The following is a 24,411-nucleotide window of genomic DNA, read 5'->3' as shown; positions in this document are numbered from 1 at the left end:
GTCGAGCGCGACGACGCGGGTCTCCCCGTCCCCGTAGACCTTGTTGAGGCCGGTGGCGCGGGCGGCCGCCCGGCCGGTACGGACGGCGGTTGCGGACATCGTCACGGGGAACTCCTGCGGGGACGGAACGGGATGATCGGGTTCCGTTCAATCCTCCCCACCCGTTCCGGTCCGAAGTGTCGCCCGCGGGTACGGCCGCCCCCCGCCGTCCCGACGGTCCGGCGGGGAGCCCGCTCCTCCTCAGGTATGACCTCGGTCCCTGAGGCGCCCGGGCGCCCCGCCGTCCGGCGGATCACTCGACCGCGACGCCCCAGCGCCGGGCGAGCCCGGCCAGGCCGCCCGCCACCGCTGTCCCGGCCGGGGCGAACTGCCAGTCGCCGCCCTTGCGGTGGAACGAGCCGACCACCAGGGCGCTGTCCGGCACCCCGCCGGTGACGGCCGCCCAGTGCGCCGGGCCCTCGGCGCCGGGACCGAACGAGGCGGTCAGGGCCAGCCCGTGCACGTAGCCGAGCGGCAGCGCGGGCGACTCCTCCTCCTCGGTGGAGACCGCGACCACCACTTCGTCCACCCCCGCCGCCACCCGGCCCAGGTGCAGGCTGAGTTCGGCCTCCCGGGCGGGCTCGCCGGGGACCGAGCGGGTGGGATGCAGGCGGACCGCGCCGTCCGGGTCCTGCGGGTTGTTGAAGAAGACGAAGTGCTCGTCGTCGAGCACCCGTCCGTCGGCGCAGAGGAAGGCGGAGACGTCGAGCTCCACGGCGTCCCCGCCGGCCGTGCGGCTCTGCCAGGAGAGCCGCAGGAGGGTCGGACGCTCGTCCGGCTCGGCGCCGTCGGCCGGGGCGGGTGAGCCGGCTGCCCGACCGGCCCCGGGCCGGCCGCCGTTCGCGCCGCCGCCGTTCGCGCCACCGCCGCTGCCGTTGCCGCCGTTGCCCTCGCCGTTCGCGCCGCCGCCGAGCCGGCCGCGCAGGCCCTGCTCGGCCAGCAGCTCGACCAGCTCCGGCCCGCTCACCAGCGTCAGCGGCTTGTTGCGGATGTACTCGTAGGAGCCGGGGCCGAAACCGGCCGTGGTCACCAGGATTCCCTTGATCGCACCGTGGTGGCGCACGGTGGAGTCGAGGTCCCGGACGGCGGTGGGGGAGACCGTCGAGCGGTAGCGCTTGGCCTGGATGACGATCCGTCCGCCGGTCACCGGGTCGAGGTCCTCGGCGACCACGTCCACCCCGGCGTCCCCGCTGCGTGCCGTGGTCATCACCCGGAAGCCGCGCAGCCGGAACAGCTCGGCGATCAGCTCCTCGAACTCGATCGGGTCCATCTCGAAGAGGTCCGGCTCGTCCTCGCCGCCCTGACCGGCGACGTTGCCGCCGACCGTCTCCGGCAGCCGGTCCGGCCGGACCTCGTCCAGCCGCTCCGGCCGGGCGGACAGCACGCCGCCGAGCCCCTGGAAGCACTCCACGGCGGCCACCCGGTCCAGCGCCAGACCCGCGAACTCGGACCGGTCCACGGTCACCGTCGACAGGAAGCGCTCGGCCTCCCGGCCGGTCGCCGGGTCGATGCCGCGCACGAAGCCGTTCAGCACCACCGACGCCAACGTGCCGTCCGCGTCCGCCCGGAACAGCTCGGCCACCACCCGCAGCGCGCTCTGCGCCAGCACCTCGCGGTAGAGCGCCTTGCGCTCGGTGGCCGGCCGGGCCACCTCGGCCTCCCGGTCGTCCGACTTCACGTACCGCACCCGGCCGGCGGCCGGGACGACGTCCGGGCCGGGCAGCTCCCAGTTGACGACCAGTTGGCGGGTCGACGCCTCCCAGGCCGCGACCAGCCGGTGCGGGAACCCCTCCGGCCAGCCCGCCGAGGCGTACAGCACGGCGGTGAAGTACTCCTGCACCGCGTCCGGTTCGCCGTCGCGCAGCCGGCGCAGCAACTCCTGCGTCCGGGAAGCCCGGTCCTCGTCCTGGCGGCGGTGCTGGGCCGCCCAGTCGAGGTACTGCCGGTGGTACTCGGCGAGCCGGCGCTGCCGGTCCGCCTCGGCCGCCTGCGCCGCGTACCAGTCCTGCTCGAACCGGGTCCGGGCCTGCGCCACGTACTGCTCGTACTGCTGGCGGACCCCCGGGTTGCGGGCCTGGGCGGGGGTCGGCGGCGGCACCTGGTAGTCCGCCTGATCGGGCATCGGCACCGGCTCGCCGAGCCGGCCCGGTTCGAAGGGCGGCAGCGCGGCGGGTGCCAGCAGGGCCTGCGGGCTGAACGCCGGCCGCCCCACGCCCGCCGCCAGCAGTCCCTTCAACTCCTCGACCCGGTCGTCGAGTTCCGCCGTCCGCCGGGCCGCCTCCGCCTCCCGCGACTGCTGGTACGCCCGCACCGCCTCGCGCTCGCCCCGGGCGGCCGCCCGCTGGATCTCGCGTTCCTCGCGTTCGCGCCGCCGCTGCTCGGCCGTCTGGGCGCGCCACCGGGCTTCCTCCCGGCGCTGTTCCTGTCGCTGCGTCTCCGCCCAGACCGCCAGTACCCCGTCGTTCCGCCGCCCCGCCACCGTCCACCCCTTCGCTTCACGCCCGGCCGCGCCCGCGCGCCGCCTCCCGGCCGCGCCCGCGCGCCGCCTCCCGGCCGCGTCGTCGCCGCGCCCGCCACAATAGAACGTGGACGGGTGAACCGGCCAAGCGCCCATGACCTGCGACGGCGTCCGGCCGGGCCCGGCGTCGTCCGGCCACCCGGACGACGGCCCTTGCGACGGCGTCGCGGGCGAGGAAGTGCCGGTGGGCGTCCGGTACTCGCCGAAGCCGAACTCCCGCCCGGCCGCCGGGCGCAGCCCGTGGTCCGACCGGGCACAGCATCGCCTCCGGGCCGGTGCGGCTGCCGACGAAGCCCCGGCGGATGGCCGCCGGTGACCCCGCTTCCACGTCGTCGGCGACCCCGGGTACGCCTCGTCGGCGCTCCGCGGCTCGGCGGGCTGCTCGGAGACGATCCGGAGCGGCATGATCCCCCTGTGCGGCGGGCCGGGGCGGACCGATCGGTCGACGGTGGCCGGCCCGTGGGCCTCGACCACGAGGTGGGCGCCGGCACCCCCGGTCAGGTGCCGGCGCCGTGCGCGGCGCCGACCCCCGGCGGGGAGTGACGTGGTGGGGGCTACCCGCCCGGGCGGACCGCCGCGTCCCAGCGCCAGTCGGTGCGCCGGGGGCGGCCGGGGAGGTCGGCGCGCCCGGTGGCCCAGAGCAGGGTCGGCCACGGTCCAGCGGCGCCGTCGGCCGGCACGTCGGGGAAGAGCCGGGCGAGGGTGCGCCGGCAGACGTCCGCCGGAGGCTCCCAGGCGAGGCCGAGCCCCTCGGCGACGTCGTGCAGGTGGACCAGCGTCTCCACCAGGCTCATCGCGGTGAACCCGGCCGGGTCGGCGAGGCCCCACGGGTGGTAGGCGCGGGTGTCCGGCGGGGCGGTGCGCGCCATCGCGACCATCAGCGCGCCGCTCGCCTCCAGGACCTGGACCAGCCCGTCCGGGCCGCTCTCGGGCTGCGCGTAGACGAAGCTGTTCGGCGCGCCCGGGGACAGCCGGACCGACCGGAACGGCACGTAGCGGTCGCGCGGCGGGTCCTGGGGGCCGAGCTGGGCCGCGTAGGCCAGCAGGTCGTCGGCCAGGTGCTCGACGGTGGCCCAGCAGTCCCAGCTGAGCGTTCCGGCGGGCCGGGACCAGTCGGCGTCCTCCGGCGCGCCGCGCAGGGTGGCGGCGGCGAGCCGGAGGACGAGCGCGAGGTCGTCGGCGGTGACCGGGCCGGGGGCCGGGTCGGGGGCGGGATTCGGCCCGTGGGCGCTGTCGATCATGGCGCCGACCGTACCCCGTGGCGCGGTCCCGCTCGCCCGTGCCCGGGTAGCCGCGGGGAGCCCCGTCAGGCCGTGAGGGCGTCGGTGAGCCCGACCAGGACGGCGCACACGTCCCGGGCGGCGGCCCGCATCTCCTCGCTCTCGCCGGGCCGCCGCACGAGGTCGGCCAGGATCAGCAGAGCGGCCCGCACGGCGCCGACGGGGACCTCGACGGTGCGCAGCGCGTCCAGCGCGTCGGCGGCCCGCTCCGCCGCGCTGCTGTCCCACGACTGCGTCAGTTCCACGGCCCGCGGGGTGCCTCCGGGGGGAGTGGACACGACGTGCAGGGCACGGGGCGGGTTCGTATGGCTCATGCCCGGAGCAACGACGGCGGGGCCCGGCCGGATGCCACGCGTACGGGTGATCACCGCGCCGGGCGCCGGGGCGGCCGCCCCGAGGGGGCCGTCGTCGGCGCGCACGGGCGGACTGTCGGAGGGAGCGGGTAGCCTCGCTGGTTCGGACGGATGGACGGACGGGTGAGCCGGTGACGGGAGGGTGAGCGTGAAGGTGCCGCAGCAGGCGGGCGGCGGGTGGGTCTCCACCGGCCTGCACTGGCGCGACGGGCAGCCGGTGCTCCGCGCGGTCCACGGGCACCGGGTGCACGAGCGGGTGGTGGTGCCCGGGGCGGAGATCGGCTGGCTGATCGGCGGGCCGCGCCGCTGCACTGGCGCCCTGCTGGTGGGGGCCACCGAGCGCACGCCGTGCCCGCACCACGCCGTCATCGACCCGGACGGCGGCGCCGTCCAGTGCGCCGCCTGCCAGAGCGTCGACCGCGGACTGGCGCTCGCCCGGGACCAGATCCTCGACGACGGGCGCGCCTACCGCCTCTACCTCGCCTGGTTCGGCGAGGGGCTGCTGAAGGTGGGCCTGACCGGGGAGTCGCGCGGCACCGCCCGGCTGCTCGAACAGGGTGCGCTCGCCTGGACGTTCGCCGCCCGCGGCGCGCTGCCCGCCGTCCGCCGGGCCGAGCTGACCGTCGCCGCCTCGGGGATGGCCCGGGAACGCTTCACGGGCCGGGTGAAGACGGCGCACTGGTGGCGGCACGGCGACGCGGAGTACCGCCGCGCGCTGCTGACCGGAGCCCGCGCCGCGGCCCACCGGCTGCTGGACGGGCACGCGGTGGAGCTGCTGCCCGACCACCCGGTCGTGGACCAGGTCGGGATCTTCGGGCTGGCCGACGGCGCGCCGGTGTCCTACGGGCACATCGACGCCCTCGCCCCCGGCGCGGTGGTGGCCGGTACGCTCCGCCCGCCGATCGGGCGCCATCTGCTGCTGGACCAGCCCGGCGGCGCCGAACCGCTGCTGCTCGACACCCGCAGACTCACCGGGTGGACGCTCGCCCCGGCGGCGGGCCGCCCGGTGTCGGGCCTGGTGGTGAGCCCCCGGACGCGCCCCGAGGAGCCGGACACCCAGGAGGCGCTGTTCTGATCCGACCGCGGCCTGTTCCGACCGCCGCCTGTGCTGACCCGTGGCCTGTGCTGACCCGTGGCCTGTGCTGACCCGTGGCCTGTGCTGACCCGCGGCCTGTTCCGATCGCGGCCGAGGAGGGGCCGGGTTCAGGCCAGCTTGCCGCGCACCCCGCCCGGCCCGGACCGGGCCCGGCGCGACAGCGGCGGCCTGGACGGCCGGATGTCGGCGCGCGTCGCCCCGGTGTCCTCGGCGGCGCGGTGGGCCAGTGCGGCCCGGGCGCCGGCCAGCGCCATCCGCGCCAGCAGCGGGTCCTCACGCAGGCCCGCCGCCCGCTTCGCGGCCTGGCAGTGTGCGCACCAGAGCGCCGAGGCGGGCCCGTCGGGGTACGCCATGGTCTCCGGCGGCAGGTAGTGGCCGCCGCATTCGACGCACTCGAAGACCAGCCTCATCCGACGATCACCGTCCCGGATCCGTGGCATCGACTGCACGGCGACCAGAAGGTGTTGAGCTTCGGCACCATGCCCCCTTCCTCGTCCAGTTCCACCGTGGCCTCGGTCTTCTCGGTGCCCCCGGACCCGCCGCACCCGGCGCAGGACTGAACCTCGGGCATATGACCCTCCTTGGCGCGGGGACCACCGTAGCGCGAATTCCCGGAGTACAGCAGCGGTCCTGACGAACCACCACCCGCACGGGGCGCGTGCGCCCGCCCCGCGCGCCCCGGCCGTCCCGGCGGCACCCGGCGGGGAGCGGCGGCGGGGCGGCCGGCGGGGTGCTCAGCCCGCCGCGCTGCGCAGGAACTCCCGGTTCATCGCGGCGATGCTGGGCAGCGGGATGCCCTTGGGGCAGGCGGTGGCGCACTCGCCGGTGTTGGTGCAGCCGCCGAAGCCCTCGGCGTCCATCGTGGCGACCATGTCGCGCACCCGGGAGCGGCGTTCGGGCGCGCCCTGCGGCAGCACGTTGAGGTGGACGACCTTGGCGGAGGTGAAGAGCATCGCCGAGCCGTTGGGGCAGGCGGCGACGCAGGCGCCGCAGCCGATGCACTCCGCGTGCTCGAAGGCGGTGTCGGCGGCCTCCTTGGGCACCGGGGTGGCGTGGGCGTCGGGCGCGCTGCCGGTGGGGGCGGTGATGTAGCCGCCGGAGCCGATGATCCGGTCGAACGCGGAGCGGTCCACCACCAGGTCCTTGACGACCGGGAAGGCGGCGGCCCGCCAGGGCTCGACGTCGATCGTGTCGCCGTCGGCGAAGTGCCGCATGTGCAGCTGGCAGGTGGTGGTCCGCTCGGGGCCGTGGGCCTGGCCGTTGATGACCATGCCGCAGGCGCCGCAGATGCCCTCGCGGCAGTCGTGGTCGAAGGCCACCGGTGTGTCGCCGCGGGTGATCAGTTCCTCGTTGAGGGTGTCGAGCATCTCCAGGAAGGACATGTCCGGGCTGATCCCGGTGACCTGGTAGGTGGTCATCGAGCCGGGGGTGTCCGGGCCCGCCTGGCGCCAGATCCGAAGGGTGAGGTTCACGCGTAGCTCCGCTGGGTGGGGTGGACGTGCTCGAAGTCGAGGTGCTCGCGGTGCAGGACGGGGGCGCTGCCGGTGTCGGTGAACTCCCAGGCGGCGGCGTAGGAGAAGGCGTCGTCGCGGCGGGCCGCCTCGCCGTCCTCGGTCTGGCTCTCGGTCCGGAAGTGGCCGCCGCAGGACTCGGCGCGGTGCAGCGCGTCCAGGCACATGAGCTCGGCCAGTTCGAAGTAGTCGACCAGCCGGTTGGCCTTCTCCAGCGACTGGTTGAGCTCCTGCCCGGTGCCGGGCACCCGGATCCGGCGCCAGAACTCCTCGCGCAGCTGCGGGATCCGGGTCAGGGCGCGGCGCAGTCCGGCCTCGTCGCGGGCCATCCCGCACTCGTCCCAGAGGAGTTCGCCGAGTTCGCGGTGGAAGGAGTCCGGCGTCCGGTCGCCGCCGACCGCCAGGATCAGGTTCAGCCGGTCGGTCACCTCGGCCTCCACCGAGGCGATCTCGGCGTGGTCGGCCGGGACGGCGGGCAGCGGGTTGCGGGCCAGGTAGTCGTTGAGGGTCGGCGGGAGGACGAAGTAGCCGTCGGCGAGGCCCTGCATCAGGGCGCTGGCACCGAGCCGGTTGGCGCCGTGGTCGGAGAAGTTGGCCTCGCCGACCGCGAACAGGCCCGGGACGGTGGTCTGCAGGTCGTAGTCGACCCAGAGTCCGCCCATCGTGTAGTGGATCGCCGGGTAGATCCGCATCGGCACCCGGTACGGGTCCTCGGCGGTGATCCGCTCGTACATCTCGAACAGGTTGCCGTACTTGGAGGCCACCGCGTCGCGGCCCAGCCGTCGGATGGCGTCAGCGAAGTCCAGGTAGACGCCCTGGCCGCCGGGGCCGACGCCGCGCCCCTCGTCACAGACGTTCTTGGCGGCCCGGGAGGCGATGTCGCGCGGCACCAGGTTGCCGAAGGAGGGGTAGATCCGCTCCAGGTAGTAGTCCCGCTCGTCCTCGGGGATCTCGCCCGGCGCCCGGGTGTCGCCCTTGGCCTTCGGCACCCAGATCCGGCCGTCGTTGCGCAGCGACTCGCTCATCAGGGTGAGCTTGGACTGGTGCTCGCCGGAGCGCGGGATGCAGGTCGGGTGGATCTGGGTGAAGCACGGGTTGGCGAACCAGGCACCGCGCCGGTGGGCGCGCCAGATCGCCGTCGCGTTGGAGTTCTTGGCGTTGGTGGAGAGGTAGAAGACGTTGCCGTAGCCGCCGGTGGCGAGCACCACGGCGTCGGCGGTGTGGGTGCTGATCTCACCGGTCACCAGGTCGCGGGCGACGATGCCGCGGGCCCGCCCGTCGATCACCAGCAGGTCGAGCATCTCGGTGCGGGCGTGCATCTCCACGTTGCCGGCCGCGATCTGGCGCGACAGCGCCTGGTACGCGCCGAGCAGCAGCTGCTGGCCGGTCTGGCCGCGGGCGTAGAAGGTGCGGGAGACCTGCACGCCGCCGAAGGAGCGGGTGTCCAGCAGGCCGCCGTACTCGCGGGCGAACGGGACGCCCTGGGCCACGCACTGGTCGATGATCTCCACCGAGACCTGGGCCAGCCGGTGGACGTTGGACTCGCGGGCGCGGAAGTCGCCGCCCTTGACGGTGTCGTAGAACAGCCGGCGCACGGAGTCGCCGTCGTTGCGGTAGTTCTTGGCGGCGTTGATGCCGCCCTGGGCGGCGATCGAGTGGGCCCGGCGCGGGGAGTCCTGGAAGCAGAACTGGACGACGTGGTAGCCCTGTTCGGCCAGTGTGGCGCCGGCCGCACCGCCGGCCAGGCCGGTGCCGACCACGATCACGGTGTGCTTGCGCCGGTTCGCCGGGTTGACCAGCTTGGCCTCGAACCGCCGCTGGTCCCAGCGCTGTTCGATCGGCCCGCCGGGGGCCCGGGTGTCGGCGACCGGATCGCCGACGCTGTACTCGCTGTAGGGGATCAACTCACCACTCCGGTCATCACGGCCACGGGGACGGACAGGAAGCCGACGGTCAGCACCAGCGCCAGACCGTTGGCGGTCAGCTTCAACGCGCGGTCACGGCGGGCGTTGTTGGCGCCGAGGGTCTGCGCGGCGCTCCAGAAGCCGTGCCGGATGTGCAGGCCGACGGCCAGCATCGCGACGATGTAGATCACGCAGCTGTACCAGTTCGAGAAGGAGGCCACGATGTTCTGGTACGGGTGCCCGTGCTCGGCGGCCGGGTTCACGGTGAGCGTGGTCAGGTCCAGGATGTGCCAGACGATGAACAGGGCCAGGATCACCCCGCCCCAGCGCATCGTCCGGGTCGCGTAACTGGCCCGCCGCCGCTGGTGCACGTACTTGCTGGGGCGCGCCCTGAGGTCGCGCCGGCTCAGCTGGTACGCGGCCACGCCGTGCAGCCCGACGGCCGCCAGCAGGCCGAACCGGGCGATCCACAGGAACCACTCGTAGTGCAGGACGGGTTGGCCGAGGGTGCGCAGCCAGTGCGCGTAGCCGTTCAGGTCGTCCGGGCCGAAGAAGACCTTCAGGTTGCCCAGCATGTGCGCGACCAGGTACAGCAGCATGACCAGTCCGCTGACGGCCATGACCGCCTTCTTGCCGACGGTCGACCGCCACAGGGTCACCAGGGTGGACGGATGCCGGGCCGTCCGAGTCGCGGTTGTCATGGCGACCACGGTAGGGACGGGCCCGACGGTACGTCCAAGACATGCTGCGGCTCACCGTGATAGTCGCAGACTATGGTCCGCGCTGGGGAGCGGCCTATCCTGGCCGGGTGCAGCTGCAGCAACTCCGCTATTTCCTCGCCGTCGCCGAGACCCGCCACTTCACCCGGGCGGCCGAGGCGGCGCATGTGGCACAGCCGTCCCTCTCCCAGCAGATCCGCGCCCTGGAGCGGGAGTTGGGCGCCGAACTGTTCCACCGCACTCGCGGCAACATCGCCCTCACCGACGCCGGGGACGCCCTGCTGCCGCTGGCCCGGCGCATCCTCGCGGACACCGAGAGCGCCCGGCTGGCCGTCCAGGAGACGGTGCAGCTGCGCCGCGGCCGGGTCCGGCTGGGGGCGCCGCCGAGCCTGTGCACCAGCCTGGTCCCGGACGTCCTGCGGGTCTTCCGGGACCGCTACCCGGGAGTGGCGCTGGTGGTCCGCGAGGGCGGCTCGCGCGACCTGGTCCGGACGCTGGCGGCGGGGGAGCTGGACGTCGCGCTGATCATCACCCCGCCGAGCGGGGAGGCGGCGCCGGCCCTCGCCGTCACCGAGCTGCTGCACGAGGAGCTGGTGCTGGTGGCCCGGGCCGCCACCGCCGCCCGGCGCCGGCGGGTGCGGGTGGCCGAGCTGCGCGGCCGGCCGCTGGTGATGTTCCGGGAGGGCTACGACGTGCGGGAAGCGACCCTGGCGGCCTGCCGGGAGGCCGGCTTCGAGCCGGAGTTCGCGGTGGAGGGCGGGGAGATGGACGCGGTGCTGGGCTTCGTCCGGGCCGGGCTCGGGCCGGCCGTGGTGCCGGGCATGGTGGCGGCCCGTTCGGGCCTGGCGGTCACCCCGTTCGCCGGGCCGGGGCTGGGGCGGACGATCGCCGTCGCGCACGGGCACGAGGTGCCGCTGACCCGGGCGGCGGCCGCGCTGCGCGAGACCCTGCTGCGGCACCTGCGCGACGCGGCCCGGGCGGGCGAGCTGCCGCCGGGCACCCGGCTGCTGCTGGAGCCGTGACCGGGCCGGACGGGCTCGGTGGTTGGCACGGTGTGCGAAGCACCCGAATCGTGACCCGGCGGCTCCGGGGCGCCGGAACCCGCTGTTCTCGGGCCGCGTCCCAGGCGGTAGCCGCGGTGTCGTAGGGTGCGACGCCGCAGGAGCGGCCGGGCAGTCACGGGGAGAGAGCGCACGATGGACAGCGGGAAGCAGCAGGGCGGCAGACCGACCGGGAGCGGCGACGCTCCCACCGGTGGGGCGGCGGGTCCGCAGGAGCCGACCCCGGGGGATCCGCGGGGCGGGTCTCCGGCGGGTTCCCAGGGCCGGGGGCCGGAGGGTCCGCGGGACCGGGTGCCGGGGATCGAGGACGCGCGCCCCTGGGAGCTCCCCGACTACCTGCACGACCGGGAGCTCGGCGCCGGCGCGAGCGGCCGGGTCGTGCTCGCCCACCACCGGGTGACCGGCACCCCCGTCGCGATCAAGTACCTGCACGACTCCCTCGGCACCCCCGCCCTGCGGGAGGAGGCGCTGGTCCTCGCGGCCGTCGACTCCCCGCACGTCACCCGCCTCTACGAGTACGTGGAGGGCGAGCGGGGCGCCGCCATCGTGATGGAGCTGGTGGACGGGATCGCGCTGCGCGACCTGCTCCGCGCGGAGGGCGCCACCACCCCGCAGGCGGCCCTGGTCGTGCTGAAGGGTTCGCTGCTGGGACTGGCGGCCGCCCACGAGGCCGGTGTGGTGCACCGCGACTACAAGCCGGGCAACGTGCTGGTCGACGTCGCCGGCACCTCCAAGCTGGTCGACTTCGGCATCGCCGTGCCGAGCGGCGACGACCGCGACGTCTCCGGCACCCCCGCCTACATGCCGCCCGAGCAGTGGGCGGGGCGGCCCGCCTCCCCGGCCGGTGACGTCTACGCCGCCACCGTGACCTTCTTCGAGTGCCTCACCGGCAGCCGCCCGTACGACGGGGTGACGTTCGCCGAACTCGCCGTCCAGCACACCGAGGCCCCGATCCCGGCCGAGCTGGCGCCCGACCCGGTCCGGCCGCTGATCCTGGCGGGCCTGGCCAAGGACCCGCGGGCCCGCCCGGGGAGCGCGGCCGAGCTGGTCGAGGAGCTGGAGGCCGTCGCGGCGGCCGGGTACGGGCCGCAGTGGGAGGAGAAGGGACGGCTGGACCTCACGGCGCTGGTGGCGCTGCTCGGGCTGCTGCTGCCCGGCACCGGCGGCGCGGCGGGCGGCACCTCGCTGGCCCACACCGCCCTGCCCGCCGCCGGCGGCTCGGCCACCCTGGTGCGGCAGACCCCGGCCCGGCTCTCCCCGGTCCGGCGCGGGGCCCGGCTCGGCAGCCGCGGCAAGGCGCTCGTCGGGGTCGCGGCCGGCGCGCTGACCCTGGCCACGCTGGCCGGTATGGCGATCGCCGGGGCGGCCGACGGCGGTGCCCGTACGGTGGTCGGCGGCGCCTCCCCGGAGGCCACCACCACGCTCGGCGCGCCCGGCCCGGCGGCCGGTCCGTCGCCCGACGCGGGCGGTGCCACCGGCACCCCGGACGCCGGTCCGTCCGATCCGGCGGCCACCCCGGCCGCGTCGCCCTCGCCGTCGGCGACCACGGGCGTTCCGAGCACCTCGCCCGCGGCCACGCCGACCGGCAAGCCGCCGACCGGCAAGGCGACCCCGCCCGCGACGGGCGCGCCCACCCCCGGTGCGCCGTCGATACCGCCCGGCGGCGCGACTCCCACCGCCGCGCCGCCGTCGGCCCCGCCCGCCACCACCGCCCCGCCGTCGGCGCCGCCCACCCCGAGCCCGACGGCCACCGTCGCCCCGGCGACCCTCGCGGTGACCACGGTGAACCTGGACTCGCTGACCTGCAGCGGCCGGTGGAGCCTGACCGCCACGGTCACGGTGGTCGCCCAGGGCGCGGGAACCGGCACCCTGACGCTGAGCTGGTACCACAGCTCGGGCGGCCGGTCGATCACCGTCGCGACGGACACCGTAGTGCTCCGCGACGGCCGAGCCACCGTCACCCGTCCGCACGACTTCGGTTCGGCGGACACCTTCCCGACCTGGGGCGTCCGGGTCTCCACCACCCCGGCGGCGGCGAAGCCGGGCAAGACCTCGGCCGAGGTGGCCGCCTACCTGTGCGACCCGCCGCGCTGATCCGCCACCGCTGACCGCTACCGCCGCGCCCCTGCGGCCGAACCCCTGCCGCCGGCCCCGCACCACCCTTCCCGTCGCGTTCCCCTGGAGCAGCCATGTCCACGCCCCGCCCCGACTCCACCCCGGACTCCGCCCCGGCACCGGGCGCGGCCGCGGACCGGACCGTTCCGCTCGCCGCGGGCGCGCGGAGCGCCGACCGGGCGGTCCGCCTCGGGCCCGACCCCGAGGCCACCGTCCGGCTCGACGCAACCGCAGCCGACCGTACGGTCGCGGCCGGGCCCGACCCCGAGGCCACCGTCCGGCTCGACGAGACCGGGGCCGCGAGCGCGACCTTCCTGGACCCCCGGGTCTGGGGTGGCGCACCGGCGCCGGGGGAGACCGCCATGCTGGTCGGCACACCCACGCGGGGGGAGACCGCCACGCTCCCCGGCGCACCGGAGCCCGGCGAGACCGGCACCCCGCCGCACGGCACCCCGTCGCATGGTGTCCCGGTGTCCGGCGAGCCGGCGGAACAGCCGCTCGCACCGGGGGAGTTGCGGCGGTTCGGCCCCGGTGTCCCGCCGCAGGCCGCCGCCGTCTGGCACGGTGCCGCCCTCCCGGAGGCGGAGCGGCCGCCCCGCCGGCGCCGGGTGTGGCGCGTGCTGGTCCCGGTGCTGCTGCTGGCCCTCCTGGCCTTCCTGTTCTGGCGCTTCACCATGCCGGCCCTGGCGGTCACCGGGGTCGGTGCGAGCACCGACCCCGCGGGCCCCGGCTGCGGCGGCACCGCGGTGATCACCGCCGTGGTGGAGACCAACGGCGCCGCGGGCACCCTCCGCTACCGCTGGCTGCGCAGCGACGGCACCACCTCGGGCGAGCTGGCGCAGGAGGTCGGCTCCGGCACGCACCGCACCGAGCTGGTGCTGCGCTGGAGCTTCGAGGGCCAGGGCTCGCTCCCGTCCACCGCCACCCTGGAGCTGCTCTCTCCGGGCCCTCGGAGTGTCTCCGTCTCGTTCCCCTACCACTGCCCCTGAGTCGTCACCGCTTCTGAGCCGTCACGGCTCCTGGGTCAACTGCTCTGCGGCCCGTAGCCGTTCGAGCCCGTCCAGCAGCAGGTCCAGCGCGAACTCGAACTCGGCCTGGTCGTCGCAGCCGCCGACCGTCGAGGCCTCGTCGTGTCCGGCGGCGCCGGCGATTTCCGCGATGTGGGGGTAGGCGCGTGCCAGTTGCCGCAGCACCGCCGGGTCGGGGGTGGCGGCGGTGTCGTCGAACAGTTCCTGGCTGAAGCCCAGCAGCCGGCTGCCCATGGCGTGCATCGCGTGGTGCGTGAGGCCGACGGAGAAACCGCCGGCCCGGAACAGGCCGGCCATCGAGTCGAGGTAGCCGAGGACCGCCGGGGTGGGGCTGGTGCGGGACTGGATCACGCCCGCGGCCCAGGGGTGCCGCAGGAGGACCCGGCGTGCGGCGAGGACGCGTGCGCGCATCGTGGGCTGCCAGCCGCCCTCGCCGGGCGGGCCGATCTCGCCGACGACGAGGTCCACCATGCCGTCGAGGAGTTCGTCCTTGTTGGCCACGTGCTTGTAGAGCGCCATCGGCACCACGCCCAGCTCCTGGGCGAGCTTGCGCATGCTGATCGCATCCGTCCCGGCGCCGTCGGCGAACGCCACCGCCGCTCGCAGGACCCGTTCCCGGCTGAGCGGCGCCCGCCGCGTTCCGTCCGCTGACTGCTTCATCTTGACGAGTGTACGGCGTACGCCTATCGTCATCGACAGGTGTACGCCGTACACCTCTGCTACTGGGTGGGGAGTTCCGCAATGGACACAGACAGACGCAAGGGCATCGCGGCGGGCGTGCTGTTCCTGGTGACCGAGGTCGCCGCCGTGGCCGGGCTGACGCTGTACCGACCGCTGCTGGACGGCACGGACTACGTGCTGGGCGCGGGTGCCGACAACAGGGTCCTGCTCGGGGCGCTGTGCGAGGTGGTCCTGGCCCTGGCGGTGGTGGGCACCGGGGTGACGCTCTTTCCGGTCCTCCGGCGCCGGCACGAAGGGCTCGCGCTCGGCTATGTGTGCGTCCGGCTGCTGGAGGCGGTCGTCATCGTCCTCGGGCTGGTCAGCGTGCTCGCGGTGGTGACGCTGCGTCGGGAGGCACCGGCGGCCTCCGACGCCGGTGCCTCCTCCTTCGCCGCGGCCTCCGACGCCGGTGCCTCCTCCTTCGCCGTGGCGGCCAAGGCGCTCATCGCCGTCCACGACTGGACCTTCCTGCTCGGGCCCAATCTGATCCTCGGCGTCAACACCCTGATGCTGGCCGTGCTCCTGCACCGGACCGGGGCCGTGCCGCGGGTGATCACCGTGCTGGGCCTGGTGGGCGGGCCGCTGATCTGCGCCTCCGCGGTGGCCGTGCTGTTCGGCCGCTACGCTCAGCTCTCCGGGCCCGGCACGGCCGCGGCCGTCCCGGTCTTCGCGTGGGAGCTCTCCCTCGCCGGCTGGCTCGTGCTCCGCGGCTTCCGCGGAGCGTCCGTCGGAGCCGGCGAAACCGCCGCAGTGGCGCTCGACGCCGAAGCCGGACCCGAAACCGGCGCCGCCGGCCGAAGGTGGCCCGCCGTCGCCCGGCCCAGCTGAAGCAGGCTCAGCCCGAACATCAGGACACCCAGCGGGACGTGCAGGCTCGCCACGTGCTGGACGCCCAGGACCACCTGCGCCGACGCGAGGACGAGGAATCCGGTCGAGTGGAGGACGGGCCGGGGCGAACCGCCGCCCGGCCGCCACCTCAGGACCGAGGCGAGGACGTACAGCATCGTCGTGGCGTACATCCCGCGGGCCCCGCCGCTGTGCAGCGGTTCTCCGTAGGACGTGGACAGCAACAGCCCGGCGGTGACCGCCTGGAAGAAGATGGCCGCGGTCTGCAGGGCGATCGCGACCCGCAGGAACGCGGAGAGCCTGGGACTGTGCTGCGGTGCCGTCGTACGGGTGGGCATGAGGGCCCCTTCCTTCTGTTGCTCGACTCTGCTTCTTCTCGACCGTGTCCGAGGGCCGGCGAACCGGCCGCTCATCGGTCCGACGACACAGCCACCGGAAACGTCAGGCGCCACCCCGGCCCGGGCCCACCGGGACGACCTGTGGATCATGGTGCGGTCAGGCCCGAACGAGGGAGTCGTCACGACCATGACCAGTCGAACCGAGCCCGGACCGGACCGGCCCGACCCGGGCCTGAGCGTGCTCGTGGGCGAGCGCCGGCAGCTGATCGACATCGCCTACCGGCTGCTCGGCTCGCTGGCCGAGGCCGAGGACGCCGTCCAGGAGGCCTGCACCCGCTGGTACGCGATGTCCCGGCAGCAGCGGGAGGCCGTCGAGTCCCCCGGGGCGTGGCTGACGACGGTGGCCAGTCGGATCTGTCTCGACGTGCTCGGCTCGGCGCGGGCGCGGCGCGAGCGTTACGTGGGCGAGTGGATCCCGGAGCCGCTGCCGGACGGCACGCAGTGGCTGCACGGCCGGCCGGGCGCCGGCGGCGACCCGGCGGACCTGGTCACCCTGGACGAGTCCGTCGACATGGCGTTCCTCGTCGTGCTCGAATCGATGACCCCGGCCGAACGGGTCGCCTTCGTCCTGCACGACGTCTTCCAGTACCCCTTCGCCGACGTGGCCGCGATCGTCGGGCGGACGCCGGCGGCCTGCCGGCAGCTGGCCTCCTCGGGCCGCCGCCGGATCCGCGCGGCCCGGCCGCCGGTCGCACCGCGCGTGCGGGAAGAAGAAGCCCGCATCATCAGGGAGTTCAAGCAGGCCTGGGTGGCCAAGGACATCGCCGCCCTGGTCGGCCTGCTCGACCCCGACGCCACGATGACCGCCGACGGCGGCGGGCTGGCCGGCGCCGCGCTGCGCCCGGTCACGGGCGCCGAGCGGATCGCCCGCTACATCGTCGGGATCGGCGACCTGGCGCCGGGCATGGAGCTGCTGGAGCGCTCGGTCAACGGCCGCCCCGGCCTGGCGGCCCGGCGGGGCGGAGTCACCGTGACGGTGGCCGCGTTCGGCCTCGCCGGCGAGCGGATCGCGCAGATCTGGGCGGTGCGCAACCCGGAGAAGCTCGGGCGCTGGGGCGGGTGATGCCGGGGGCGGGCGCGGAGGAGCCCCGGGGCGGCTGCCCCGGGGCTCCTCCGGCGGTGGTGCGGATCAGGCCGGCAGGACGGCCTCGATCGCGGTGATCACCTCGGCCGACTCCGGCTCGGTGCGGGGCCGGATCCGGGCGGCCACGGTGCCGTCCGGCGAGACCAGGAACTTCTCGAAGTTCCAGGACACGTCACCGGCCTGGCCCTCGGCGTCGGGGGTCCGGGTCAGCGCCGCGTACAGCGGGTGCTGGTCGGCGCCGTTGACGTCCGTCTTCTCGAACAGCGGGAAGGAGACGCCGTAGGTGGTGGAGCAGAAGGTCTGGATCTCCTCGGCGCTGCCCGGCTCCTGCCCGGCGAACTGGTTCGACGGGAAGCCCAGCACGGTGAAGCCGCGCTCGGCGTAGCGCGCCTGGAGCCGCTCCAGGCCGGCGTACTGGGGCGTCAGGCCGCACTTGGAGGCGACGTTGACGATCAGCAGTGCCTTGCCCTTGTAGTCGGCCAGCGAGGCGGTCTCGCCGGACAGGGTGCGCAGCGGGATGTCGTACAGGCTCACGGAAGTCCCCTTCGGATGGTCGGATATCGGTGCAGCACTCGTCACGGAACGGTAGCCGCCCCGCCCCGGTCAACCATGACCGGGCTCCGGGTGTTCCGCCCCCTGTTCCGCTCCCGTCCGGCCGGGCCGGGCGTCGGAGCGGGCCTCCTCGGGCCGGCCGTCGGTCCGGGCCTCGGTCCGCGCGTCGAAGCGGGCGGCGACGGCGGCGAAGTCGGCGCTGAGCCAGCGCTCGGGGCGCATCCGGATGGCGATGTCGGCGGTCAGCTGCTCGGTGGTGGCCGCGAGGTAGGCGCGGGCGGTGGCGGGCGGCATGTAGCGGTGGGCCATCGCGGCGCGCTCGGCCGGGTCGATCCCGTCCTCGATCGCGACCACCGGGCCCTCCACGCTCACGTAGCGGCAGGGCGGCTCCTCCTGCTGGGCACAGAGCGCGAACCGCCCGCTGGCGCGGATCCGGCGGGCCTTGGCGGAGTCCCGGCCGGTCAGGATGGTGAGGACGCCGCCCGGCCGGTAGGAGTACCAGATCGGGACGGCCAGCAGGCGCCCGGCCGGTTGGGCGCCGTCGTCGCCGACGGCCAGGACGCCGACGTGCGGGCCCGCCAGGAAGGCCTCGCGCTCGGACAAGCTCATGGTGAAGGGCACGGAGTGGCCTCCCGGGCTACGGAAGCCCGCGCGCTGCGGTCGCGTACGGGCGGTACACCGGTACGTACCCGGACGACCGGTGTGCCGAACGCGGCCGCGCCGGACGGGGCAGCTCGCCGCCGGGCGGGCGCCGTGGTGCGCCCGGCGCGGCCCGGGGATGCCGGCCCGCGCGCCCGGGGGGCGCAGGCCCGGCGCCGGTGGGGGCGCCGGGCTCGCACGGCTCAGAGCGCCAGCGGCTTGATGGCCGTGGGGGCGTGCTCGGGCAGGGTGGCGAGCTCCTCGAACTCGGTCACGTCGCTCATGTCGACGGTCCGGCTCATCGAGATGTTGGTGATGCGCTCCAGGATGGCCTCGACCACGACCGGGACGCTGTGCTCGGCGGCGAGCTTCTTGGCCTCCTCGAAGGCGGCGCCCAGCTGGTCGGGGTCGGTGACGCGGATGGCCTTGACCCCGAGGCCCTCGGCGACCTTGACGTGGTCGACGCCGTAGACGCCGAGCTCCGGGGTGTTGATGTTCTCGAACTCCAGGTTGACCTGGAAGTTGATGTCCAGTCCGATCTGCGCCTGGCGGATCAGGCCCAGGTAGGCGTTGTTCACCAGGACGTGGATGTAGGGGACCTTGTGCTGGGCGGCGACCGCCAGCTCCTCGATCATGAACTGGAAGTCGTAGTCGCCCGAGAGCGCGACGATCGGGGTGCCCGGGTCGGCGGTGGCGGCGCCGATCGCGGCCGGGATGGTCCAGCCGAGCGGGCCGGCCTGGCCGCAGTTGATCCAGTGCCGCGGCCGGTAGACGTGCAGCATCTGCGCGCCGGCGATCTGCGAGAGGCCGATCGTGGTGACGTAGCGGGTCTCCGGGCCGAAGGCCTTGTTCATCTCCTCGTAGACGCGCTGCGGCTTCATCGGGATGTTGTCGAAGTGGGTGCGGCGCTGGAGGGTGGCCTTGCGCTCCTGGGCGGACCCGGCCCACGCGGTGAAGTCGGGCAGCCGGCCCTCGGCCTTGAGCTCCTTGGCGACCTCGACGAAGAGCTCCAGCGCGGCCTTGGCGTCGGAGGCGATGCCGTAGTCCGGGGCGAAGATCTTGCCGATCTGGGTGGGCTCGATGTCGACGTGGACGAACGTGCGGCCCTTGGTGTACGCCTCCAGGTTGTACCCGGTGTGGCGGTTGGCCCAGCGGTTGCCGATGCCGAGGACGAAGTCCGATTCCAGGAAGGTCGCGTTCCCGTAGCGGTGCGAGGTCTGGACGCCGACCATGCCGGCGCTCAGCGGGTGGTCGTCGGGGATGGTGCCCCAGCCCATCAGGGTGGAGATGACCGGGACGCCGGTCAGCTCGGCGAACTCGACCAGCAGGTCGCAGGCGTCGGCGTTGATGATGCCGCCGCCGGCGACGATCAGCGGGCGCTCGGACTCCAGCAGGAAGCGGATCGCCTTCTCGGCCTGGGCGCGGCTGGCCCGCGGCTGGTAGACCGGCAGCGGCTGGTAGGTCTCGGGGTCGAACTCGATCTCGGTCAGCTGGACGTCGATCGGCAGGTCGATGAGGACCGGGCCCGGACGGCCGGAGCGCATCAGGTGGAAGGCCTCCTGGAAGACGCCCGGGACCTGGGCGGCCTCCAGCACGGTGGTGGCCTTCTTGGTGACCGGCTTGGCGATCGAGGAGATGTCGACGGCCTGGAAGTCCTCCTTGTGCAGCTTGGAGACCGGCGCCTGGCCGGTGATGCACAGGATCGGGATCGAGTCGGCGATCGCCGAGTAGAGGCCGGTGATCATGTCGGTGCCGGCCGGGCCGGAGGTGCCGATGCAGACTCCGATGTTGCCGGCCTTGGCGCGCGTGTAGCCCTCCGCCATGTGGGAGGCGCCCTCGACGTGCCGGGCCAGCGTGTGCCGGATGCCGCCGCCCTCCTTGAGGGCCCGGTAGAACGGGTTGATCGCTGCGCCCGGCACGCCGAACGCGACCTCCACGCCTTCGAGCTTGAGGATCTCCACTGCCGCGCGGGCGGCTGTCATACGTGGCATCGGGTATCTCCTGCATCGGCCCGCAGTGGGTCGGAGGGCTCATCTCCAGAATTCCACCATACGGAAGAACGGTTTCTGTATGCGGAAACAAAGTAAGGCGGGGCCCGTCGGGGCGTCAAGGGGGCTTTCAACAGAATGTGGAAGTGGGTCGCGCCGCGGGGATGGTGGGAAACCGCAGGTGGCGGGCGCGGGGAGGGGGTGGGCCGGCCGTCCGGCCAGGCTGTCACGGCGGGCGCGACCGGACCATCGCCCGTTCCTCCAGTCCACCGGGCCTGGGCGGGCCCGGCGGTCGTCCCTTCGCGCAAAGCGCGCGCTTCCGGCACCGGTCTCGTTCGTGTGCCAGTCCACGGGCCGAACGCGCGTACCCGACCGGAGCCCCGAGTCGGCACGGAAAGCGGCGCCGGTGTGCGGCTCGTGTGAAGATTCGGTGGGCGAGGTCGGCCCCGCGCGGGGCTCTGGGTACCGTCGGTGGCACGCCGGACCCGTCATGGTTGCCATGTTCAACTCGGGCCGCGGCAGGGGGATTTGGGATCGACCGGGGAGCGGGGGGAGCTCCGGCCGGCGGGTCCCGTTCCCGGACCGGGCCCGCCCGGTCCGCGCGCAGCCGACCGAGGCGCCGCCCCCCGACCGCACCCGCTCCGCCCCGACACCCATCGCCGCCGCCCGCCACGGCCGCCCGGCCCGCCCGGACGGCCGCCCGTACCGACGCCGCCCGCGCCGTACGCGCCGTGGAGGCCGCCGGGTGCCCCGCCGAGGTCGCGCCCGGTGCGCCGACGCGGTGTGCGTCCACCGGCGCGCGACCCGTTCGCCCGCCAGGTCCGCCAATTCCGCCAGGTCCGCCAGGTCCGTCCTCGCCGTTCGCCCGCCAGGTCCGCCCGCTCCGGCGTCCGACCGCCCGCCCGGCCCGCCCGGCCCGCCCGCCCCGGCGTCCGCCCGTCCGGACGCACCTAGCAGCGCGTCCGCCCGTCGGCGGGTGCGCGGAAGGGACGTACCCGTGCTCCGACCCGCCTGCTGTCCCCCCGTCCGCCCCGGCACCGCTGCGGCGGTGACCCGATGAGCGCCCCGTCCGGTCGGTCCGGGAGTCCGCCGGGCCGTTCCGGCGAGGGCGCCCCGCCGGGCCGGGCCCGGCGCGGTCCCGTCCGTGCCGTGCGCGCCGTGCCCTGGCGCTTCGACCTGCCGGCCTCCCTGGTGGTCTTCCTGGTCGCCCTGCCGCTCTGCGTCGGCGTGGCCGTCGCCTCCGGGGTGCCCGCCGAGCTCGGCCTGGTCACCGGGATCGTCGGCGGCCTGGTGGTCGGTGCGCTGCCGGGCAGCAGCCTCCAGGTCAGCGGCCCGGCCGCCGGGCTCACCGTCCTGGTCTACGAGGCCGTCCAGGAGTACGGCGCCGGCGCGCTGGGCCTCCTGGTGCTCGCCACCGGCCTGCTCCAACTGGCCATGGGCGCCCTGCGGCTGGGCCGCTGGTTCCGTGCGATGTCCGCGTCCGTGGTCCACGGCATGCTGGCGGGCATCGGCCTGACCCTGCTGTTCGGCCAGCTCTACGCGCTCGCCGACCGCAGGGCGCCCTCGACCGGGCCCGAGAAGATCGCCGGCCTGCCGGCGCTGCTGCGCGACGCCGTCACCGGTGCGGCGACGCCGGCCGCGGTCGCCCTCGGCGTCGCCACCCTGCTGGTGCTGGCCTTCTGGAAGTACCTGCCCGCCCGGGTGGCCCGGACGGTGCCCGCACCGCTCGCCGCCGTCGGCCTCGCGGCCGCCGTCACGGCCTCCGCCGACCTGCCGGTCGCCCGGATCCGGGTCTCCGGCCTGCTGGACGTGGTCCGGCTGCCGGAGCGCGACGCGCTGGGCGGGCTGGCGAGCACGGCGGGCGTCGGTACCGTCCTCGCCTTCACCCTGATCGCCTCGGCCGAGACGCTGTTCAGCGCCGCCGCGGTGGACCGGATGCACCACGGCCCGCGGACCGACTACGACCGTGAGCTGACCGCGCAGGGCGTCGGCAACACGCTCTGCGGCCTGCTCGGGGCGCTCCCGATGACGGCGGTGATCGTCCGCAGCGCGACGAACGTCCAGGCCGGCGCCCGCACCAAGGCCTCCCGCGTCCTGCACGGGCTCTGGCTGCTGCTGTTCACCGCGCTGCTGCCGGGGGTGCTCGGCCTGGTCCCGCTCACCGCGCTGGCCGCCGTGCTGGTGCACGCGGGCGCCAAGCTCGTCCCGGTCCGGCGGATCGTCGGGCTCTGCCGCGAACACCGCGGCGAGGCGGTGGTGCTCGCGGTGACGGCGGTCTCGATCATCACCACCGACCTGTTCGAGGGCGTGCTGATCGGGATCGGCCTGGCCGTGGTCAAGTCGGCCTGGCAGACCTCGCACCTGCAGATCGCGGTGGAGGAACTGCCGCCCCCGGAGGCCCCGGAGCCCGTTGCCGCCGCCGGCGGGGCCGCCGGCCCGGCGCTCACCCGGGCACCGCTGCGGGTCCGCCTGAGCGGCAACGCGACCTTCCTGCGGCTGCCCCGGCTGCTGGACGCCCTGGAGCGGCTGCCGGCGGACCGCCCGGTCGAGCTGGACTGGTCGGGGCTGCGCCACCTGGACCACGCCTGCACGGTGGCGCTCACCACCTGGGCCGAGCAGCACCGGGCCCGTAGCTCCGCGCCGCTGGCGGTGGAACCGCCGCTGCCGACGGTGGCCTGACGGGGCGTCCGGCCTGACGGGACGTCCGACCCGCCGGGCAGACCGGCTCGGCAGGGTGCCGGGTCGTCGGCCGGTCCGGCCGGGCCGGGCGGCTAGCCTGGTCGCGGCGCCGGGGCGCCCGACGGACCGGGCACCGGGACAGCGCCGAGCCGGAGGAGGAGCAGAGCCGTGATCGCAGCGTTTTCGGTCACCCCGCTGGGGGTCGGCGAGGAGGTGGGGGAGGCGGTCGCCGCCGCCGTCCGGGTGGTCCGCGCGAGCGGGCTGCCGAACCGCACGGACGCGATGTTCACCAGCGTCGAGGGGGAGTGGGACGAGGTGATGCCGGTGATCCGGGCGGCGATCGAGGCCGTGAAGGCCTACAGCGGACGGGTCAGCACCGTCATCAAGATCGATGACCGGGCCGGGGTCACGGACGGGCTCACCGCCAAGGTGGCCTCGGTGGAACGCCACCTCGCCGAGGGGTGAGCCCCGGCCGGCCCTGCGGTGAGGCCCGGCCCGCCGACCCGAGCGGGCCGGCGGGCCGGGCTTCGGTCAGCGTGCCGCGGTGGGCTGGGTGCTCTGCTCCGCCGGCGCGGAGCCGTAGGCCCGATCGGCCGTCCACCGGGGGAGCAGCCGGTCCACCGCGAACGGTCCGGAGCCGAGCGCGGCTATCGCGAGGAACGCCCAGCAGAACAGCACCGAGGCCTCGCCGCCGTTCTGCAGCGGCAGCAGGGCGTGCTCCTGGTGGACGGTGAAGTACGCGTAGGCCATCGAGCCGGAGCAGAGCAGGGCGGCGGTCCGGGTGCCGAGTCCGGCCAGGACCAGGACACCGCCGACGAGCTGGATCAGTGCGGCCCACCAGCCGGGCCACTGGCCGACCGGGACGGAGCCGCCGCCCTTGGCGCCGCCGAAGACGCCGAACAGCGAGGCGGCGCCGTGGCAGGCGAAGAGCAGCCCGACGACGATGCGAAAGACCGTCAGGACGAGGGGGCGGACGGTGTCGACCGCTTGCTGGGGAGTAGCCGGCATGGACGTCTCCTGGGGGGAGGGGGTGGGGGACGGGCGGCGGTAAGGGTACCCTTATCTGGAATCGCCTGACAACACTCTGTCAAGTCCACCGTGTTCGAATTTGTTCACCGTCCGTGGTTCGCATGTCAACCGTCCGCTGTCGGCCCGCCCTTGGGCTCGGTGTGCCCGGTATCCGGTACTCGCCGTGGCGGTCGCCCTCCTCTTTCTTGACCGATCGGTCTGAATATGACTAGGGTTCAGGCATGGCACGGACCAAGGAATTCGACCCCGACGCGGCGCTCCAGGCGGCTCTGGAGCTGTTCTGGCGGCGCGGCTACGAGGCCACCTCGATGGCGGAGCTGGTCGAGGAGCTCGGGATCGCCCGTGCCAGCATCTACGCCACCTTCGGCAGTAAGCACGAGCTCTACCTGCGGGCGCTGGAGCGCTACGGCGAGCAGCACAATCCGGTGCTGCTGGCCGAGCTCTCGCAGCCCGGTCCGGTGCTGCCGGCCGTCCGCGGCCTGGTCCGGCGCTTCGCGCGGGAGGCCGGCGAGGACGGCGCGGGCGGCCCCAGGCGCGGCTGTTTCGTCACCAACACCGCCGTCGAGCTCGCTCCGCACGACCCGGACGCGGCCCGGCGGGTGTCCGCCAGCCTCGACCACCTGGAGACGGTGCTCACGGCCGCGCTGGTCCGGGCCGGGGCGCAGCGGGAACTGCCCGAGGGGCGCGACCCCGTGGCGCTGGCGCGGATGCTGCTGGTACTGATGCAGGGCATGCGGGTGATCGGCAAGGCCGGTGACGGCGAGGCCCGTCTGCGGGCCGCCGCCGAGCAGGCGCTCGGCCTGCTGGACTGAGCGCGCCGCCCGGGCCGGCGCCACGGCCCGGCCCGGGGGC

At 75.0% G+C, this 24,411-nt stretch carries 22 protein-coding genes and 2 pseudogenes; 9 read left to right on the top strand and 15 right to left on the bottom strand.

Annotated elements, in window-relative coordinates; all coding sequences use genetic code 11:
• From ABZ495_RS31175 to ABZ495_RS31160, 4 genes and pseudogenes are all read right to left on the bottom strand, one after another.
• A pseudogene (locus tag ABZ495_RS31175) lies at positions 1–105 on the bottom strand (ABC transporter ATP-binding protein); the annotation flags it as partial.
• Positions 106–292: 187 nt separating this feature from the next.
• On the bottom strand, positions 293–2,518 hold the full coding sequence (locus tag ABZ495_RS31170; protein ID WP_359839217.1) for a restriction endonuclease: 2,226 nt from the start codon (positions 2,516–2,518) through the stop codon (positions 293–295).
• Between the two features lie 593 nt (positions 2,519–3,111).
• The gene (locus tag ABZ495_RS31165; protein WP_359839216.1) at positions 3,112–3,798 is read right to left on the bottom strand and encodes a hypothetical protein; all 687 of its coding nucleotides are present in this window, start codon (positions 3,796–3,798) and stop codon (positions 3,112–3,114) included.
• A 65-nt stretch (positions 3,799–3,863) separates the two neighbouring features.
• Positions 3,864–4,082, bottom strand: coding sequence for a hypothetical protein (locus ABZ495_RS31160; protein ID WP_359839214.1), 219 nt, complete (start codon positions 4,080–4,082; stop codon positions 3,864–3,866).
• Between the two features lie 256 nt (positions 4,083–4,338).
• On the opposite strand from ABZ495_RS31160, the gene ABZ495_RS31155 reads away from it, so the two are divergent.
• Complete coding sequence (locus tag ABZ495_RS31155) at positions 4,339–5,265, top strand: DUF2797 domain-containing protein (RefSeq protein WP_359839212.1); 927 nt, start codon at positions 4,339–4,341, stop codon at positions 5,263–5,265.
• Between the two features lie 128 nt (positions 5,266–5,393).
• Here ABZ495_RS31155 and ABZ495_RS31150 read toward each other — a convergent pair whose 3' ends face one another.
• The 5 genes from ABZ495_RS31150 to ABZ495_RS31130 form a co-directional block, all read right to left on the bottom strand.
• Positions 5,394–5,696, bottom strand: coding sequence for a hypothetical protein (locus ABZ495_RS31150; protein ID WP_352295314.1), 303 nt, complete (start codon positions 5,694–5,696; stop codon positions 5,394–5,396).
• Entirely contained in the window at positions 5,693–5,857 is a 165-nt protein-coding gene (locus ABZ495_RS31145; RefSeq protein WP_359809849.1) for a hypothetical protein, read from the bottom strand. Before ABZ495_RS31145 ends, ABZ495_RS31150 begins: the two co-directional genes overlap by 4 nt.
• Positions 5,858–6,020: 163 nt before the next feature.
• On the bottom strand, positions 6,021–6,758 hold the full coding sequence (locus ABZ495_RS31140) for a succinate dehydrogenase/fumarate reductase iron-sulfur subunit (protein ID WP_329486004.1): 738 nt from the start codon (positions 6,756–6,758) through the stop codon (positions 6,021–6,023).
• Positions 6,755–8,701, bottom strand: a complete 1,947-nt coding sequence (locus tag ABZ495_RS31135; RefSeq protein WP_359839210.1) for a fumarate reductase/succinate dehydrogenase flavoprotein subunit — start codon at positions 8,699–8,701, stop codon at positions 6,755–6,757. The genes ABZ495_RS31140 and ABZ495_RS31135 overlap by 4 nt, the downstream gene beginning before the upstream one ends.
• Complete coding sequence (locus ABZ495_RS31130; RefSeq protein ID WP_359839208.1) at positions 8,698–9,402, bottom strand: succinate dehydrogenase cytochrome b subunit; 705 nt, start codon at positions 9,400–9,402, stop codon at positions 8,698–8,700. Before ABZ495_RS31130 ends, ABZ495_RS31135 begins: the two co-directional genes overlap by 4 nt.
• Before the next feature lie 107 nt (positions 9,403–9,509).
• Between ABZ495_RS31130 and ABZ495_RS31125 the strand changes: the two genes are divergently transcribed.
• From ABZ495_RS31125 to ABZ495_RS31115, 3 genes are all read left to right on the top strand, one after another.
• A complete protein-coding gene (locus tag ABZ495_RS31125) occupies positions 9,510–10,442 on the top strand; it encodes a LysR substrate-binding domain-containing protein (protein WP_329486001.1) in 933 nt (310 codons plus the stop codon).
• 330 nt (positions 10,443–10,772) lie between these two features.
• Entirely contained in the window at positions 10,773–12,575 is a 1,803-nt protein-coding gene (locus ABZ495_RS31120; protein WP_359839206.1) for a protein kinase, read from the top strand.
• Between the two features lie 95 nt (positions 12,576–12,670).
• A complete protein-coding gene (locus ABZ495_RS31115) occupies positions 12,671–13,585 on the top strand; it encodes a hypothetical protein (protein WP_359839204.1) in 915 nt (304 codons plus the stop codon).
• 21 nt (positions 13,586–13,606) lie between these two features.
• Here the strand turns inward: ABZ495_RS31115 and ABZ495_RS31110 are convergent, their stop codons facing one another.
• Positions 13,607–14,284: a TetR/AcrR family transcriptional regulator C-terminal domain-containing protein gene (locus tag ABZ495_RS31110; protein ID WP_359839202.1), complete on the bottom strand. Its 678-nt coding sequence runs from the start codon at positions 14,282–14,284 to the stop codon at positions 13,607–13,609.
• A gap of 81 nt (positions 14,285–14,365) precedes the next feature.
• Between ABZ495_RS31110 and ABZ495_RS31105 the strand changes: the two genes are divergently transcribed.
• Positions 14,366–15,172, top strand: a complete 807-nt coding sequence (locus ABZ495_RS31105; RefSeq protein WP_359809862.1) for a DUF4386 domain-containing protein — start codon at positions 14,366–14,368, stop codon at positions 15,170–15,172.
• Here the strand turns inward: ABZ495_RS31105 and ABZ495_RS31100 are convergent.
• Positions 15,172–15,528 (bottom strand): annotated as a pseudogene (locus ABZ495_RS31100) (hypothetical protein); the annotation flags it as partial. The gene ABZ495_RS31105 and the pseudogene ABZ495_RS31100 overlap by 1 nt on opposite strands.
• Before the next feature lie 187 nt (positions 15,529–15,715).
• On the opposite strand from ABZ495_RS31100, the gene sigJ reads away from it, so the two are divergent.
• Positions 15,716–16,651 carry an RNA polymerase sigma factor SigJ gene (gene sigJ / locus ABZ495_RS31095; RefSeq protein WP_359839200.1) on the top strand — a complete coding sequence of 312 codons (936 nt, stop codon included), beginning with the start codon at positions 15,716–15,718 and terminating at the stop codon, positions 16,649–16,651.
• Between the two features lie 66 nt (positions 16,652–16,717).
• On the opposite strand, the gene ABZ495_RS31090 is transcribed toward sigJ, so the two are convergent.
• The 3 genes from ABZ495_RS31090 to gcl form a co-directional block, all read right to left on the bottom strand.
• Positions 16,718–17,206, bottom strand: coding sequence for a glutathione peroxidase (locus ABZ495_RS31090; protein WP_359839199.1), 489 nt, complete (start codon positions 17,204–17,206; stop codon positions 16,718–16,720).
• A gap of 69 nt (positions 17,207–17,275) precedes the next feature.
• Positions 17,276–17,845, bottom strand: coding sequence for a pyridoxamine 5'-phosphate oxidase family protein (locus ABZ495_RS31085; protein WP_359809865.1), 570 nt, complete (start codon positions 17,843–17,845; stop codon positions 17,276–17,278).
• 221 nt (positions 17,846–18,066) lie between these two features.
• Entirely contained in the window at positions 18,067–19,845 is a 1,779-nt protein-coding gene (gcl, locus tag ABZ495_RS31080; RefSeq protein ID WP_329492016.1) for a glyoxylate carboligase, read from the bottom strand.
• Positions 19,846–20,907: 1,062 nt separating this feature from the next.
• Here gcl and ABZ495_RS31075 point away from each other — a divergent pair.
• Complete coding sequence (locus ABZ495_RS31075; RefSeq protein ID WP_359839197.1) at positions 20,908–22,530, top strand: SulP family inorganic anion transporter; 1,623 nt, start codon at positions 20,908–20,910, stop codon at positions 22,528–22,530.
• A 168-nt stretch (positions 22,531–22,698) separates the two neighbouring features.
• Positions 22,699–22,995, top strand: a complete 297-nt coding sequence (locus ABZ495_RS31070) for an MTH1187 family thiamine-binding protein (protein ID WP_329485991.1) — start codon at positions 22,699–22,701, stop codon at positions 22,993–22,995.
• A gap of 66 nt (positions 22,996–23,061) precedes the next feature.
• Here ABZ495_RS31070 and ABZ495_RS31065 read toward each other — a convergent pair whose 3' ends face one another.
• Positions 23,062–23,538, bottom strand: coding sequence for a DoxX family protein (locus tag ABZ495_RS31065; RefSeq protein WP_359809869.1), 477 nt, complete (start codon positions 23,536–23,538; stop codon positions 23,062–23,064).
• 242 nt (positions 23,539–23,780) lie between these two features.
• Here ABZ495_RS31065 and ABZ495_RS31060 point away from each other — a divergent pair, with 242 nt between their 5' ends.
• On the top strand, positions 23,781–24,371 hold the full coding sequence (locus ABZ495_RS31060; protein ID WP_359809871.1) for a helix-turn-helix domain-containing protein: 591 nt from the start codon (positions 23,781–23,783) through the stop codon (positions 24,369–24,371).
• The last annotated feature ends 40 nt before the right edge of the window (positions 24,372–24,411 follow it).

Origin of the sequence: Kitasatospora sp. NPDC005748 (assembly GCF_040630735.1) — a bacterium.
In the GTDB taxonomy this organism is placed as follows: Bacteria; Actinomycetota; Actinomycetes; order Streptomycetales; family Streptomycetaceae; genus Kitasatospora.
The sequence above is the reverse complement of the archived record's forward strand: the minus strand, read 5'-3'. Positions and strand labels throughout refer to the sequence as shown.